The following is a 15,268-nucleotide window of genomic DNA, read 5'->3' on the forward strand; positions in this document are numbered from 1 at the left end:
TGGACTCCACGGTGGGGGCCAGCCGGCGGAATTGCCGAATGGTGCGGCGCAGCATAGCCCTGTCGATGTTGCGGTGCAACAACCGTTCGTCGTTTCGTTTTGGTCCCCGTAATCTGCGTGAAATCAGCGTGTTACGTCCACGCCACGTTCACGCCGCCCCCACCTGTCGAGCGCGAGTCTGCAGGGCCCACCCGTTGGAGTTCGCGGTCATGGCAGCCCGCCCGATCTGGAACGGCACCCTCTCGTTCGGCCTCCTCAACATCCCGATCCAGCTGATGACGGGCGAAAAACGCACCGAGCTGCATTTCCGGATGATGGACGCGCGCAACAAGGCGCCGGTGAAGTACGAGCGCGTGAATGCCGAGACGGGCGAAGAGGTGCCCTGGAAGGAGATCGTCAAGGCCTTCGAATACTCCAAGGGCAACTACGTGGTGCTCGAACCCGAAGACCTTGCGAACGCCGCGAGCGAGAACCGCGAGGTGATCGACATCGAAGCCTTCGTGGACCGCGAACAGATCAGCCCGGCCTACATCGAGAAACCTTACGTGCTCGTCCCCGGCAAGAAGGCCGAGAAGGGCTACGTGCTGCTGCGCGAAGTGTTGAAGAAGACCGGCAAGGTCGGCATCGGCCGCGTGGTGATCCGCACGAAGGAATACCTCTCGATGGTGTTGCCGCAGGACGACGCGCTGATGTTGATGCTGCTGCGCTTCCCGGAAGAAGTCGTCTCGCTGGAGGAATACAACATCCCCGAAGGCAACGCGACCAAGTGGCACGTCACGCCGAAGGAAATGGAAATGGCGACGACGCTGCTCGAATCCATGGCCAGCGACTTCAACCCGGACGACTACAAGGACGAATTCAAGGAACGCCTGACCGCCGCCATCAAAAAGCGCCTGAAGCAGAAGGGTGCGACGACGACCGTCGAGGAAGAAACCGCGGCCCCGGAAGCGACGACCAACGTGGTCGACTTCATGTCCCTGCTCAAGAAGAGCCTGGAGAAGAAGGGCGAGGCGCCCGCGAAGGCGACCGCGCGCAAGGCCTCGAAGAAGCCCGCGACCAAGAAGGCGCCCGCCAAGTCCACGAGCAAGAGCAAGAAGAGCGCCTGACGCGTGGCCGCACGCAAGCCGGCATTGCCGACGCTGTCCTCGCCCGACCGCGTCGTGTATCCCGACGTGGGCATCACCAAGCGGCAAGTGTTCGAGTATTACGCCGCCGTCGCCGAGCGTTTGCTGGAGGACTCGGGCGAACGCCTGATGTCCGTCGTGCGGTGCCCCGACGGCATCCAGGGTGAGCGCTTTTTCCAGAAGCACCTGGGTCCCGCGTTCGGCAAGGCGCTGCATCGCATCGAAATCGCCGAGAACGACGGCAAGCACGCCGAATATGCGTGGCTCGACGATCTGGCCGGCGTGTTGTCGCTCGCGCAGATGAATGTCATCGAGTTCCATCCCTGGGCGTCGAAGGTCAAGACGCTCGAGAAACCCGATCGCCTGATCTTCGACCTCGATCCGGATCCCGGCATCGGTTGGCCGAAGATCAAGGCCGCGGCGCGCGAGTTGCGCGACGAACTCCAGGCACTCGGGCTCATCTCGTTCCCGCGCCTGAGTGGCGGGAAGGGCGTGCATCTCGTCGTGCCGATCGCCAAGCGTTACACCTGGGACCAATCGCGCGCGTTCTGCGACCGCTTCGCGCATGCGATGGAAGAACGCGCGCCGCAGCGCTATGTCGCGACGATGAGCAAGGCCAAGCGCGAAGGGCGTGTGTTCATCGATTGGTTGCGCAACGGCCGCGGCGCGACGGCGGTGTCGAGCTTTTCGCTCCGCGCACGCCCCGGCGCGCCGGTGGCGATGCCGGTGACGTGGGACGAGTTCGCGACGGTGCGCGCGCCGGATCGGTTCAAACTGAAAGATGCGATCAAGCGCGTCGATGCGCCGATCTGGGACCTGGCCAGCGCGAAGGACCAGAAACTGCCGAAGCTCTGAAGCGCGTTACGCCGCCACCGGTAGAACGCAACGGATGCGTTGTGTCGCGCCCTCGCCCGGCCCTTCGATCGAAAGCGTGCCCGCATGGGCATCGATGATCGCCTTCGCGATCAGCAAGCGCAGGCCGAGGCCTTCGTCGGGCGGCGGAATCTGCGGCGCTTCCAACAACTTCGCGCGCACCGCTTCGTCCACCGCGGGGCCGTTGTCGGCGAAGACGATCTCCACGGTCTCGCCGTTCGTCGTCACGTCGACGCGGGCGCCCTGCGCATCGCGCGCGAGGGTCTGTTCCAGCAAGGTGCGGAACATCTGGGCCAGGCGAGAGGAATCGGCGAGCACGACCGCGTCCGCCGAACCGTTCCGATAAACCGGATCGACGCTGCCGTGCAGCGAGCCGACCGCCATGTCGAGAATGCCACCGAGCTCCACGCGCTCATGCAGGTCCACCAACCGGTGTTGCTGCGCGCGCGACCAATCGTCCAACTCGTCGATCATCCGCGCCATGCGCTGCGACTGCCGCACGACGATGTCCGACAGTTCCTTCGCCGTCGCGCCGCCCGGATCGGTGCGCAACAGGTACGCGGCCGTCTGCAGCGACGACAACGGGCTGCGCAGATCGTGCGCGAGCCGGTTGAACCACGGGTTGCCGCCGCGAGCGTCGTCGTGCGCCATCACACCGTCCGGGTTTCGACTTCGTCGCAGATGCTGCGCACGATATCCAGGTCCGGCGGCTTGACCAGGTGATGGTCGAATCCGGCTTCGGCCGTGCGACGGCGATCGTCGGGCTGGCCCCAACCGGTGACCGCCACCAGAACGCGACGGCTTCCGCCCGGCTGCGCACGCAACTGGCGCGCCAGTTCGTAACCGCTGAGGCTCGGCATGCCGATGTCGAGGAAGACCAGGTCGGGATCGAAGCGTTCGACTTCCGCGACCGCCTGGTGCGGATCGTAGAGCCGCGTCACTTCGTGCCCGAGGATCTCCAGCATCATCGCCAGCGTGTCGGCGGCGTCGCGGTTGTCGTCGAGCACGAGGATGCGGCGCGAGCGCGCACGCAAGGTGCGCGTGGGAGCGGCAGGCACCGCGGGCACCGGCGCGTGCGTCGGTTCAGTCGCGACCTCGCGCAAGGGCAGGGTGACGATGAACACGCTGCCGTGGCCGAGGCCCGGGCTTTCGCAGCGGATCGCGCCACCGTGCATCTCGACCAGTTGCTTGACCAGCGTCAGGCCGATGCCCAGGCCGCCGCGGGCACGTTCGACCGACGTGTCGACCTGCGCGAACAGTTCGAACACTTCCTCGATCTGCTGTCGCGTCAGGCCGATGCCGCGATCGTGCACGCTGACGGTGACGAACGGGCCCTCGCGCTGCGCGACGACTTCGATCGTGCGACCGGCATCGGAATACTTCGCCGCGTTGCTGAGCAGATTCGAGAACACCTGCGACAGCCGTTCGCCGTCGGCGAGCATCGGCAGCGGCATTTCCGGCAAGGCCAGTTGCAACGGATGCGCGCCCGCCTCGAGCACGGGCGAGGCGGTTTCGATCGCCGCCTGCAGGATCTGCTGCAGTGTCGTGGGTTCGGGCTTGAGCACCAGCTTGCCGCGGCTGATGCGCGCCACGTCCAGCAGATCGTCGATCAGACGCACCAGCAAACCGAGCTGGCGTTCCATCATCGCCTGGAAGGGATCGTCGCTGCCGGTGAGCTTGCGGATGCTGACGGCGTTGCGCAGCGGAGCGAGCGGATTGCGCAACTCGTGCGCGAGTGTTGCCAGGAATTCGTCCTTGCGCCGATCCAGTTCGCGCAACTGCGCCTCGGCGCGCGTGCGTTCGCCGATTTCCGACTGCAGGTCGACGTTGCGTTGCGCGAGCTCGACGTTCGCAAGGCGCAGCGATTCGTTGAGCATTTCCAGCTCGCGCGCCTTTTCGGTGCGCAGGGCTTCGTTCGCCGCGGCGAGGCGTTCGTTGGCGAGTTGCAACTCGCGGCGCTTGCGGAACAACTCCGCCAGCACGACCACCTTGGAACGCAGGATCTCCGGGATCACCGGCACCATCACGTAGTCCACGGCGCCGAGCTTGTAACCGCGCATGCGGTCCAGGTCGGAGACGTTGACGGCGGTGACGAAGATGATCGGCGTGCGTTCGAAACGCGGATGCTGGTGGATCAGGCTCGCGGTTTCGAAGCCATCCATGCCGGGCATGTTGACGTCGAGCAGGATCACCGCGAACTCGTCCTGCATCAGCTTCTGCAACGCCTCCGGCCCGCTGCTCGCGTCCACGAGCCGCTCGCCGAGCGGTTCGAGGATCGCGCGGTACGTCAGCAAGCGTCCCGGCTGGTCGTCGACCAGCAGGATGTTGACCGGCACGTGGCCCGGCCCGGAGGGGAGGTTGCTCAACGGTGCAGCCATTGACGCAGCACTCCGAGTAACTGGTCGGTCACCACGGGCTTGGCGAGATAGTCCGACGCGCCGGCTTCCAGGCACTTCTCACGGTCGCCCTTCATCGCCTTGGCGGTGAGCGCGACGATCGGCAAGGCACGTGCGTCGGGCATGCCGCGGATCGCGCGCATCGTGTCGTAGCCGTCCATGCCGGGCATCATGATGTCCATCAGCACCAAGTCGATGTCCGGGTCGTCGGCGACCTTTTCGATCGCTTCGTGGCCCGTGCCGGCGGTGATGACGCTCATGCCGTGGCGCTCGAGCACGCTGGACAGCGCGAAGATGTTGCGCACGTCGTCGTCGACCACCAGCACGCGCTTGGACTTGAGCGCATCGTCGGTTTCGTGCAGGCGCTGCACCATGCGTTGCTTCTGCGGCGGCAGGTCGGCGATCACGCGGTGCAGGAACAGGGCGGTTTCGTCGAGCAGGCGCTCGGGCGATTCCACGCCCTTGATCACCACGCTGCGCGCAGCCTTGCGCAGGTACGCGTCTTCGGCGGCGGTGAGCTCCTTGCCGGTGAACACGACGATCGGCAACTCGTGCAGCTTGGGTTGCTCCTGCACGCGGTCGAGCAGGTCCAGGCCGGTCATGTCGGGCAGGCGCAGATCGAGCACGACGCAATCGTAGTCGTTGTCGGCGAGCGATTGCAGCGCCTGCTCGCCGGTCTGCGCGGTGTCGATGGAGATGTCGTCGTGGCGCAAGAGTTCTTCGATGCTCATCCGTTCGCGATCATCGTCCTCCACGATCAGCAGCCGTTTTGTGCGCGGCAGCGTGTATTCGCGAATGCGCTCGAGCGCCTGCTGGATCGACTCGGCGTTGGACGGCTTGGCCAGGTAGGAGAACGCACCGCGCTCGATCGAATGGTGCCGCTCTTCCTCGATGGTGACGATCTGCACCGGGATGTGGCGCGTGGTGGAGTCCTGCTTCAGGCGCGCGAGTACCGTCCAGCCCAGCATGTCGGGCAGGAAGATGTCGAGCGTGATCGCGTTGACCGCGTAATCGCGCACCAGCCGCAAGGCTTCGGCGCCGCGGTTGGCGGTGAGGACCTGGAAGCCGCGCGAACGCGCCAGGTCGCGCAGGATCGCCGCGTAATTCGCGTCGTCCTCCACCACCAACAGCACGGGTTTGTCCGGATCCAGGTGCTCGCGGTCGTCGGGCACTTCCACCAGTTCGGGGAAGCTCTGGTCCGCCGTGACCGCTTGCGTCTGCTGCCCGAGCACGTTGCGCACCGGCTCGCCGGAGCCGACGTAATCCAGCGGCAGGTAGAGCGTGAACGTCGAGCCCTTGCCCGGAGCCGACTGCAGGCGCAATTCGCCGCCGAGCAGGCCCGCGATTTCGCGCGAGATCGCCAGGCCCAGGCCCGTGCCGCCGTACTTGCGCGAGGTGCCCGCGTCGGCCTGCTGGAAGGCTTCGAACACGATGCGCTGCTTCTCGGTGGAGATGCCGATGCCCGTGTCGGTGACGTCGAAGGCGATCACCGTCGGCGCGCTGTCGAGCACCGGATGGCCTTCGGACCATCCGTGCGTGGCCACGCGCGCGGCGAGGCGCACGCTGCCGCGTTCGGTGAACTTCAGCGCGTTGGACAGCAGGTTCTTGAGGATCTGCTGCAGGCGCTTGGGGTCGGAATGGAACACGCGGCCGATTTCGCTCGGGAAGTCGACGGAGAAATCCAGGCGGCGGCGTTCGGCTTCGTGGCGGAAACCGCGTTCGAGGTTTTCGCGCAGGTGCGAGAACGCGATCTCTTCGCTGTCGACGGTGACCGTGCCCGATTCGATCTTCGACAGATCGAGGATGTCGGAGATCAGGTGCAACAGGTCCGAACCTGCCGCGTGGATCGTCTTGGCGAATTCGACCTGGCGGTCGCTGAGGTTCTCGTCCGGGTTTTCGGCCAACTGTTGGCCGAGGATCAGGATCGAGTTGAGCGGCGTGCGCAGCTCGTGCGACATGTTGGCGAGGAACTCGGACTTGTAGCGCGAGGTGAGCGCCAGTTCGGCCGCCTTTTCCTCCAGTGCGCGACGGGCCTGTTCGATTTCCTGGTTCTTGCGTTCCACCTCGGTCTTCTGCTCGGCCAGCAGCGTGGCCTTGAGCGCGATGTCCTCGTTGGTCTGCTGCAGTTCCTTCTGCTGCGACTGCAATTCGCCGGCGAGCTGCTGGGACTGCGAGAGCAGGCGCTCGGTGCGCATCGTCGCTTCGATGGTGTTGAGCACGATGCCGATCGAACCCGACAGCTGTTCGAGGAACGCGCGCTGCGAGGGCGTGAACTCGGTGAGCGATGCCAGTTCGATGACGGCCTTGACCTGGTCTTCGAACAACACCGGCAACACCACGACACTGCGCGGCACGGCGCTGATGAGCCCGGATTCGATCTGCACCGTGCCGGCCGGCACGTCGTTGATCACGATCATCTCGGCTTGCGCGGCGCATTGGCCGATCAGGCCCTGCCCGAATTCGACGTAGCGCGGCTCCTCGTCGTTCGCGCTGGCATCGGCGTAACCGGCCAGTTGGCGAAGGCGATTGCGGCCGCGGCGTTCGTCGGTTTCGATGACGTACAACACGCCCTGTTGCGCGTAGACCAGCGGCGCGAGTTCCGACAGCAACATGTGGCCCAGCGTGATCATGTCGCGCTGGCCCTGCATCATGCCGGAGAACTTCGCCAGGTTGGTCTTCAGCCAGTCCTGCTCGCGGTTGGATTCGGTCGTCGCGCGCAACGTGCCGATCATCGCGTTGATGTTGTCCTTCAGGTCGGCCAGCTCGCCGCGCACGTCCACCTGGATCGAACGCGTGAGATCGCCCTGCGTCACCGACGTGGCCACCTCGGCGATCGCGCGCACCTGCGTGGTGAGGTTGGCCGCGAGTTGGTTGACGTTCGCGGTCAGGTCCTTCCAGATGCCCGCGGTGCCCGGCACGTTGGCCTGGCCGCCCAGTCGTCCTTCGACGCCGACTTCGCGCGCCACCGTCGTCACCTGGTCGGCGAAGATTTCCAGCGTTTCGGTCATCGAGTTGATGGTGTCGGCGAGTTCGGCGATTTCGCCCTTCGCTTCCACCGTCAGCTTCTGGTGCAGGTCGCCGTTGGCCACCGCCGTCACCACCTTCGCGATGCCGCGCACCTGCGTGGTGAGGTTGGCGCCCATCGAGTTGACGTTGTCGGTCAAGTCTTTCCACGTACCGGCCACGCCGGGCACCTGCGCCTGGCCACCGAGTTTGCCTTCGGTGCCCACTTCGCGCGCCACGCGCGTCACTTCGGCCGCGAAGCCGTTGAGCTGGTCCACCATCACGTTGATCGTCGACTTCAGCTGCAGGATCTCGCCCTGCGCGTCGACGGCGATCTTGCGCGAGAGGTCGCCCTTCGCCACCGCGGTCGCGACTTCGGCGATGTTGCGCACCTGGGTCGTGAGGTTGGACGCCATCGAGTTGACGTTGTCGGTCAAGTCCTTCCACGTGCCGGCGACACCCGGCACCTGCGCCTGGCCACCGAGTTTGCCTTCGGTACCGACTTCGCGCGCCACGCGCGTGACTTCCGCCGCGAAGCCATTGAGCTGGTCGACCATCGTGTTGATGGTTTCCTTCAGCTGCAGGATCTCGCCGCGCACGTCCACCGCGATCTTGCGCGAGAGGTCGCCCTTCGCCACCGCGGTCGTCACTTCGGCGATGTTGCGCACCTGCGCGGTGAGGTTGGACGCCATCGAGTTGACGTTGTCGGTCAAGTCCTTCCACGTGCCGGCGACGCCAGGCACCTGCGCCTGACCACCGAGCTTGCCTTCGGTACCCACTTCGCGCGCCACGCGCGTCACTTCCGCCGCGAAGCCGTTGAGCTGGTCCACCATGACGTTGATGGTGTTCTTCAGCTCGAGGATTTCGCCGCGCACGTCCACCGTGATCTTGCGCGAGAGGTCGCCCTTGGCCACCGCGGTGGTCACCTCGGCGATGTTGCGCACCTGCGAGGTGAGGTTGGAGGCCATCGCGTTGACCGAGTCGGTCAAGTCGGCCCACGTGCCCGCCACACCCGGCACCTGCGCCTGGCCACCGAGCTTGCCTTCGGTACCCACTTCGCGCGCCACGCGCGTGACTTCCGCCGCGAAGCCGTTGAGCTGGTCCACCATCGTGTTCATGGTGTCTTTCAACTCGAGGATTTCGCCGCGCACGTCCACGGTGATCTTGCGCGAGAGGTCGCCCTTCGCCACCGCGGTGGTCACCTCGGCGATGTTGCGCACCTGCGAGGTGAGGTTGGAGGCCATGGAGTTCACCGAGTCGGTGAGGTCCTTCCACGTACCTGCGACGTCGGGCACCTGCGCCTGGCCGCCGAGGCGGCCTTCGGAACCCACTTCGCGCGCCACGCGCGTCACTTCCGCCGCGAAGCCGTTGAGCTGGTCGACCATCGTGTTGATGGTGTTCTTCAGTTCCAGGATTTCGCCGCGCACGTCCACCGTGATCTTGCGCGAAAGGTCGCCCTTCGCCACGGCGGTGGTCACTTCGGCGATGTTGCGGACCTGCGAGGTCAGGTTCGATGCCATCGCGTTGACCGAGTCGGTCAAGTCCTTCCAGGTGCCTGCGACGCCGGGCACGATCGCCTGGCCGCCGAGCTTGCCTTCGGTACCCACTTCGCGCGCCACGCGCGTCACTTCCGATGCGAAGCCGCGCAGCTGGTCCACCATCGTGTTGATGGCTTCCTTCAGCTGCAGGATTTCGCCGCGCACGTCCACGGTGATCTTGCGCGAAAGGTCGCCGTTGGCCACGGCGATCGTCACTTCGGAAATGTTGCGGACCTGCGCGGTGAGGTTGGAGGCCATCTGGTTCACCGAGTCGGTGAGGTCCTTCCACACACCCGACACACCCTTCACCTTCGCTTGGCCGCCGAGGCGGCCGGCGGTGCCCACTTCGAGCGCCACGCGCGTGACTTCCGAGGAGAACTCGGACATCTGTTCGAGCATGCGGTTCACGATGTTCGCCGCGCGCAGGAACTCGCCTTCCAGCGGCCGGCCATCGTTGTCCATCGGCACGGTGCGCGAGAGGTCGCCCTTCGCCACCGCGGCCATCGCTTCGGTCATCGTTTCGATCGGGCGCGCGAGATCGCGGATCAGCCCGTTGACCGACGACTCCATGTCCGACCATGCGCCCTGGCGATTCGCCGCGGGCATGCGCTGGCGCGTGCGGCCTTCGCCGCCGACGCGTTGCGCGACGCGCGCCAAGTCGTTCGCCAGACGCTTGTTCTGGTTGACGATGTCGTTGAAGGCATCGGCGAGCTTGCCCGACAACCCTTCCCAATGCGGTGGCAACTGGACCGAGAAGTCGCCTTCGCGGACCGAGTTCATCGCCATCAGGAGTTGTTGCAGTTGCTCGGCGACGTTGGCGTCGACGACGTTCGATGCGGAAGCGACGACGGTTTCGGCCGGCGTTGCGATGCTGGCGCCGCGACGTGCACGTCGGGCGGGCTGGCTTTCGTTGTTCACTGAACCTCCGGTACCCGTCCCCACGGGCAAACAGACGCGGACGCTATCGACACGCAGGTAGGGGCCATGTGAAGACCATCTTCACTGTAGGGGCGGGACCGCCCAGCGAAAGGTCCATCCGCCGTCGGCCCGTTCGGCGGTCACCCGCAACTCCGGCACCTTCGACCCGGCCAATGCCGTCGCGATCGGGCCGGGCGCGACGAGCCCATGGGCATGGCAGGCGAGTTCGCCGCTGGCGCCTTCGCCCGCGCGCAGGCGGAACGCATTGGCGCCCAGGGCCTGGCTCTCGACCGCGACCACGCACAGGGCCTGGCGCAGCAAGCCCGGCACGGGCGCCGATTCGTCGCCGTCGCAGGCCACGTCGATCTCGCCGTGCAGGCGCTCGCGCAGGATCAGCGCGGCCGTCGACAGGGTTTCGTCGGCGGGCAGGTGCGCCAGCACGCCGTTACCGCGTTCGACTGCCGCTTCGATGCGCGTCAGGCAGGCGAGGGTGCGCGTGGGTTCGTCGACGAGTTGGCGCGCGGCGTAGGCATTCATCTGGACGGCATTCAGGACGTTGCGCAAGTCGTGTACCCCATCGCGCAAGGAATGCGGCGCGGCGTCATGGTCATCGGGGGGTTGCGTCACGGCCTTCCTCGTGTGGAGAGCGCGTCTCGCGAAGCTGTGCACTTTCGCCAACCGCGTGTGGAACCGGCGTGAGGCGTGGCCTCATCGGCGCATAACCGCGTCGCTCGTATTTTCGGTGCGCGGAGTCCAGGACAACGCCAGCAGGAGATTTGCATGAACCATCGTGATCGAGATCGTGAACAGCTTCACCTGGGCCGCCACGGCGGCCGCGACATGGAGCGCCAACGCAACGAGGAAGGGCGCTCGCAACAGGACGACCAGCGTTACGCGCGCGGTTTGCGCGACACCTACACCCCCGAGCCGCAGTGGCTGCGCCAGGACCGTGAACAACGCGACGACCAGCAGTTCGAATCCGGCATCGGCGGCAGCCAGTACGGCGGCAGCGAATACGGATACGCCGGCACTTCGCGCGGCAGTTACGCCGGCAGCGGGCGCGAGTGGGGCGAGAACACCCAGGGTTACGGCAGGCAGGGGTACGGCACGCAGGGTTACGGCATGCAGGGCTTCGGACGCCAGGCCGCCGGCACAAACCGCGATTTCGGCGGACGCGATTACGGGCAGCGCGATCAATCGCGCATCCGCGAGGAACGCAACGACCAGCAACGCGCTTCGAGTTACGAGACCGCCGGTTGGGACGACGATCTGGACACCGGCCAGCGCAATTACGAGCCCTTCCACGTCGGCACCGGCATGGGCCTGGGCGCATCTAGTGGGACCGAGTTCGGGCGCGAGCGCGAGTTCGGCTCGAGCTATCGCTCGCAATCCTTCCGCGGCATGGGTCCGGCCAACTACAAGCGTTCCGACGAACGCATCCGCGACGACATCTACGAACGCCTGACCGACAGCCATGTCATCGACGCGCGCGGGATCATGGTCGACGTCAACGAAGGCAACGTCACGCTGACCGGCACGGTCAACGAACGCCGCATGCGTTACGCGGCCGAAGACCTCGTCGAGCGCATCGGCGGCGTGTCGAACATCAACAACCAGTTGCGCGTGCAATCGCAGGATGCGATGCGTGCGCAGGGTCAGCCGTCGCAGTCAACCGGCAAGACGCTGGACGAAAACAAGCGTCATTGAGGGTGAATGGTGGGGAGGGCGACTAGCCCTCCTCATCCTCCGTCGCCGTACCCGAACGCTCGCGCGCCAGCCGATTGCGGATCGTTCGCGCGGTGATGCCCAGGGCCGCGGCCGCGCGCCTGCGGTTGTTCCCGTAATGCTGCAGCGTCTTGCGCAGGATCCGCCGTTCCATCTCCTCGAAGGAGGTGCCGATGGTGAAGGTGATCGTGTGCGAGGACTCTTCGGCCGGTTTCGGGAAGGATTGCGGGGACATGCGCACCACGCCGTCCTCGGCGAGGATGTAGCTGCGCTGCACTGCGTTGCGCAATTCGCGCACGTTGCCCGGCCACGCCGCGTGCGCGATGGCGTCGATCGTGTCGGGCGAGAACGCGTGGCGCGTTCCGCCGCGTGCGTTGAGTTCGGCGAGGAAGGCATTGGCCAGTCGCACCGAATCGCCTTCGCGTTCGCGCAAGGGCGGCACCGCGATGTCGAAACCGCTCAGCCGGTAGTACAGGTCTTCGCGCAAGCGGCCGCTGGCGACGGCTTCGCGCGGATTGCGATTGGTCGCCGAAACGATGCGCACCTCCACCGGCAGGTCGGTATGTCCACCCACGCGGCGGTAACAGCCGAAGTCCAGTACGCGCAACAAGTGCGTCTGCAGCACCGGCGCCATCTCGGTGATCTCGTCGAGGAAGAGCGTGCCGTGCGCGGCTTGTTCCAGGAATCCCAGGTGCCGCGCGAACGCACCGGTGAAGCTGCCCTTCTCGTGGCCGAACAACTGGCTCGCAAGCAGTTCGCCGGCGACCGCGCCGCAATTGACCGCGACGAAGGGGCCGCTGCAGCCGCTCGCTTCGTGGATCGCCCGCGCGATCAGTTCCTTGCCGACGCCGCTTTCGCCATGCACGAGCACGGCCGCATCGGTAGGCGCGACCTTTTCGATCATCCGGCACACCGACTGAAAACCGCGCGATGCACCAACCATGCCGTGGTTCGGTGCGGGTGCGATCGGCGGCGCGATGCGGCGATCGGTCGCGGCCGCTTGCAACAGTTCGCGCAACCGTTCGGGACAGATGGGCTTGACCAGATAGTCGACGACCGAGCTGCGCAGCGAATGCAGCACCGACTCGACCGAAGGCCGGCCGGTGACGATCACCGCGCGCGTCCGTCGCGCGTCGATATCGTCGAGCAACTGCAGTCCGTTGCCGTCGGGCAGATCGAGATCGACGAGGGCGAGATCGTAGTCGCGCTGGCGCATGCGCTGCAGCGCCTGGTTCAGTTCGCTCGCGATGGTGATTTCGTATCCTTCCAGTCGCGCGACCTCCGCCGTGGCGTGCACGAAGCCGACATCGTCGTCGACGATGAGCAACGTCGGCGCGCGGATCGCGGTGGGTTCGCTCGCCGTCCTGTCGGACGACCGGGAGGGTTCCATGTCGGGCTCGGGGCGGGGGACGCGTTGCGGTTTACTCCGCAGTAAGCGATCCCGAGGTGAAGGCCGAGCTACTTTTTCCGCAACCGGAAATGTTTTCCGGCGCATTCAGGCTGCAGGCACGGCGATTGCGTCGTGAAGACATCCCCCGAATCAGCAGGAGTCACCATGATGCGTCTTCACATCCCTCACAAATCGCTGTGGTTGTTGGCGGTCGTGCTCTTCGCGACGAACGGCTGTGATCGGCACAAACAAGGCCAGGACGCGAGCCCTTCGCCCGGAACGCGCAGCACGCCGTCCGCATCCACGATCGCCTCGGCATCGACGATCGCACCCGCCGCGCCGGGGGCCGCGACATCGCCGAGTGCGCAACTCAACCCGGGCGACCTGTCGTTCCTCTCTGCCGCGGCGCGCGCCAACGAAGAAGAAATCGCGACCACCGAACTCGGCATGTCGCAGGGCAATGCGAAAAACAAGGACCTTTCGCGCATGTTGAACGGCGACCACGTCGCCTTGCGCGATGAGATCACGTCACTCGCACCGACGCTCGGGACGCCGCCCACGGTTCAGGCCCCGAACGCGCTGTCCGACCTGCAAGGCGAAGCATTCGATGGCCAGCTGATCGCGACCTTCCGCGATCAGCACGAAAAGGCGATCGGGTTGTTCACGCAAGCGAGCACCGACCGGACGCTCAGCGAGTCGGTGCGCCAGCTGGCGAGCGACGCGTTGCCGAAGCTGAAGAGCCATCTGGCCGCCGTGCAAGCAGCCACCGCAGCGGAATGAAATTCCCGCACGCACCTCGCCTTCCGGACCGCGCGCATGAATGGCCCGGTTCGTGCGTCACTGAAGAGCCGCTCCATCCCCCGGGCGCGTGAAGGAGAACGTCAATGGCTACACGAGGAACAGGAACCAGCAATCGTGGGTTCGCATCGATGGATCCCGAGAAGCAACGCACCATCGCCGCGCAAGGCGGGCGTGCCGCCCACGCGCAAGGCGTGGCCCACGAGTTCGATTCGGAAGAAGCGCGTGCCGCCGGACGCAAGGGCGGACAGGCGCGCAGCAGCAGGAGCGCCGCATCGCGCGCCGCCAGCCTGGCGAACGCCGATCGCGACATCCAGCAACCGCCGGCGGCGAGCCCGATGCACGCGATGTCGGATGAACTGCCGAAGGGTGGTCATCTGTGATGGGGCGGGCGGCGACCCTCGCGTCGCCGCCCCCGTTTCTACTTCCACCAGCCGCGCCAGCGCGCGAGCACCAGGGCGGCCACCGGCACCGCGATCATCGCGCCCACTGCCCACCAGAATCCCTTCGTGCCGCTGTCGAACAGGCTCGCGTGGAAATTCATGCCGAGAATGCCCGCCACCACGGCCAGCGTGCCGAGCAGCACCGTCACGAATGTCAACAGCCGCATCGTTTCGTTGGTGCGATGCGACAGCCGCGTGTCCAGCAATCCGAAACTGCCGACCACCAGGTCGCGCGCATTCTCCACCGCGTCCATCACGCGTTCGTAGCGGTCGCTGACGGCGCGGAAGCGCTTCTGCACAAGCGCATCCTGTTCCGGTCGGAAGTCCGCGCGACGCAATGCGTCGAACAGGTCGCGATGCGAACCCAGCAGGCGCCGAAAACGCGCGACCGCACGCCGCAGTCCGCCGAGTTCCTGCGCGAAACCATCGTGGACGTGGCCGTGCAGCATCGCGACTTCCATGTGGTCGACGCGCGCCTCGAAGGCATCCAGTGCCGCGTAATACGCGGTGAGCATGCGATCGAGCAATGCGATGGCGAAGGTGTCGGCATCCAGGTCGCCGATGTGCGAGGCCGGGTCGTGCTGCGCGACGACCGCATCGAGGAACGGGATCGGATCGCGATGCGCGGTGAACACGACATTGGGCCCCACCACGAGCAACCACGGCGTCCCGTGGATGGTTTCGTCCTTTTCGACCCAGTGCGGTGCGATGGCGCGCACGGCGTACCAGCCTTTGCGCATCACCAGCGGATCGCTGTGCGCGTCGAACAGCGGGGCGATCAGATCGGGTTGCAGGCCGACCTCGCGCATCAGCGCTTCGGTCGCCTCCCGGCCGTCGGAAACGATGTCGATCCAGGCCAATTCCTCGTCGGTGAGGCTGTCCAAGTCGAGCTCGCGCGGATCCTCGACGGGGCGGTCCTCGCCGTTCGCATCGAACAGCAGGGCGCGCACGGACGGCCGACGTTCCTGCTCCGGTGGCGCGAGGGTTTGCATGTGCGCGTTGTAACAGCCGCCTGTCGAAATCGTATTCACGCGTGCGCAACGGGCGCGGAACGACGCTA

11 protein-coding genes are annotated in these 15,268 nt (G+C 66.0%); 5 read left to right on the forward strand and 6 right to left on the reverse strand.

The features are described from left to right. Positions 1 to 209 precede the first annotated feature (209 nt). Together ku and ligD are read left to right on the forward strand one after the other, a co-directional pair. Positions 210 to 1,106 (forward strand): non-homologous end joining protein Ku, encoded by an 897-nt coding sequence (gene ku, locus AB4059_RS14850; protein WP_498962676.1) that lies wholly within the window; start codon positions 210 to 212, stop codon positions 1,104 to 1,106. Between the two features lie 3 nt (positions 1,107 to 1,109). Further along, positions 1,110 to 1,979 (forward strand): non-homologous end-joining DNA ligase, encoded by an 870-nt coding sequence (gene ligD, locus AB4059_RS14855; protein ID WP_498979940.1) that lies wholly within the window; start codon positions 1,110 to 1,112, stop codon positions 1,977 to 1,979. 6 nt (positions 1,980 to 1,985) lie between these two features. Here the strand turns inward: ligD and AB4059_RS14860 are convergent, their stop codons facing one another. From AB4059_RS14860 to AB4059_RS14875, 4 genes are all read right to left on the reverse strand, one after another. After that, the gene (locus AB4059_RS14860) at positions 1,986 to 2,648 is read right to left on the reverse strand and encodes a sensor histidine kinase (protein ID WP_498979941.1); all 663 of its coding nucleotides are present in this window, start codon (positions 2,646 to 2,648) and stop codon (positions 1,986 to 1,988) included. Beyond that, positions 2,648 to 4,375, reverse strand: coding sequence for a response regulator (locus AB4059_RS14865; RefSeq protein WP_498979943.1), 1,728 nt, complete (start codon positions 4,373 to 4,375; stop codon positions 2,648 to 2,650). The genes AB4059_RS14860 and AB4059_RS14865 overlap by 1 nt, the downstream gene beginning before the upstream one ends. Beyond that, positions 4,360 to 9,852 carry a HAMP domain-containing protein gene (locus AB4059_RS14870; RefSeq protein ID WP_498979945.1) on the reverse strand — a complete coding sequence of 1,831 codons (5,493 nt, stop codon included), beginning with the start codon at positions 9,850 to 9,852 and terminating at the stop codon, positions 4,360 to 4,362. Before AB4059_RS14870 ends, AB4059_RS14865 begins: the two co-directional genes overlap by 16 nt. Before the next feature lie 81 nt (positions 9,853 to 9,933). Beyond that, positions 9,934 to 10,479 carry a hypothetical protein gene (locus AB4059_RS14875; protein ID WP_498979946.1) on the reverse strand — a complete coding sequence of 182 codons (546 nt, stop codon included), beginning with the start codon at positions 10,477 to 10,479 and terminating at the stop codon, positions 9,934 to 9,936. Positions 10,480 to 10,632: 153 nt separating this feature from the next. Between AB4059_RS14875 and AB4059_RS14880 the strand changes: the two genes are divergently transcribed. Further along, positions 10,633 to 11,559 (forward strand): BON domain-containing protein, encoded by a 927-nt coding sequence (locus AB4059_RS14880; RefSeq protein ID WP_498979948.1) that lies wholly within the window; start codon positions 10,633 to 10,635, stop codon positions 11,557 to 11,559. A gap of 22 nt (positions 11,560 to 11,581) precedes the next feature. Here the strand turns inward: AB4059_RS14880 and AB4059_RS14885 are convergent, their stop codons facing one another. Beyond that, the gene (locus tag AB4059_RS14885) at positions 11,582 to 12,967 is read right to left on the reverse strand and encodes a sigma-54-dependent transcriptional regulator (protein ID WP_498979949.1); all 1,386 of its coding nucleotides are present in this window, start codon (positions 12,965 to 12,967) and stop codon (positions 11,582 to 11,584) included. Positions 12,968 to 13,132: 165 nt separating this feature from the next. Between AB4059_RS14885 and AB4059_RS14890 the strand changes: the two genes are divergently transcribed. Together AB4059_RS14890 and AB4059_RS14895 are read left to right on the forward strand one after the other, a co-directional pair. Beyond that, positions 13,133 to 13,747, forward strand: coding sequence for a DUF4142 domain-containing protein (locus AB4059_RS14890; protein ID WP_498979950.1), 615 nt, complete (start codon positions 13,133 to 13,135; stop codon positions 13,745 to 13,747). Between the two features lie 104 nt (positions 13,748 to 13,851). After that, the gene (locus AB4059_RS14895; RefSeq protein WP_498979951.1) at positions 13,852 to 14,148 is read left to right on the forward strand and encodes a KGG domain-containing protein; all 297 of its coding nucleotides are present in this window, start codon (positions 13,852 to 13,854) and stop codon (positions 14,146 to 14,148) included. A gap of 38 nt (positions 14,149 to 14,186) precedes the next feature. Here AB4059_RS14895 and AB4059_RS14900 read toward each other — a convergent pair whose 3' ends face one another. After that, positions 14,187 to 15,200: a magnesium transporter CorA family protein gene (locus AB4059_RS14900; RefSeq protein WP_498979952.1), complete on the reverse strand. Its 1,014-nt coding sequence runs from the start codon at positions 15,198 to 15,200 to the stop codon at positions 14,187 to 14,189. Positions 15,201 to 15,268 lie beyond the last annotated feature (68 nt).

This window comes from Lysobacter sp. 2RAF19 (genome assembly GCF_052115395.1).
Classification (GTDB): Bacteria; Pseudomonadota; Gammaproteobacteria; order Xanthomonadales; family Xanthomonadaceae; genus Noviluteimonas.

Coding starts and splice junctions, on each gene's coding strand:
- ku (WP_498962676.1), top strand. CDS start 210: ATGGCAGCCCGCCCGATCTGGAACGGCACCCTCTCGTTCGGCCTCCTC.
- AB4059_RS14860 (WP_498979941.1), bottom strand. CDS start 2,648: ATGGCGCACGACGACGCTCGCGGCGGCAACCCGTGGTTCAACCGGCTC.
- AB4059_RS14865 (WP_498979943.1), bottom strand. CDS start 4,375: ATGGCTGCACCGTTGAGCAACCTCCCCTCCGGGCCGGGCCACGTGCCG.
- AB4059_RS14880 (WP_498979948.1), top strand. CDS start 10,633: ATGAACCATCGTGATCGAGATCGTGAACAGCTTCACCTGGGCCGCCAC.
- AB4059_RS14885 (WP_498979949.1), bottom strand. CDS start 12,967: ATGGAACCCTCCCGGTCGTCCGACAGGACGGCGAGCGAACCCACCGCG.
- AB4059_RS14890 (WP_498979950.1), top strand. CDS start 13,133: ATGATGCGTCTTCACATCCCTCACAAATCGCTGTGGTTGTTGGCGGTC.
- AB4059_RS14895 (WP_498979951.1), top strand. CDS start 13,852: ATGGCTACACGAGGAACAGGAACCAGCAATCGTGGGTTCGCATCGATG.
- AB4059_RS14900 (WP_498979952.1), bottom strand. CDS start 15,200: ATGCAAACCCTCGCGCCACCGGAGCAGGAACGTCGGCCGTCCGTGCGC.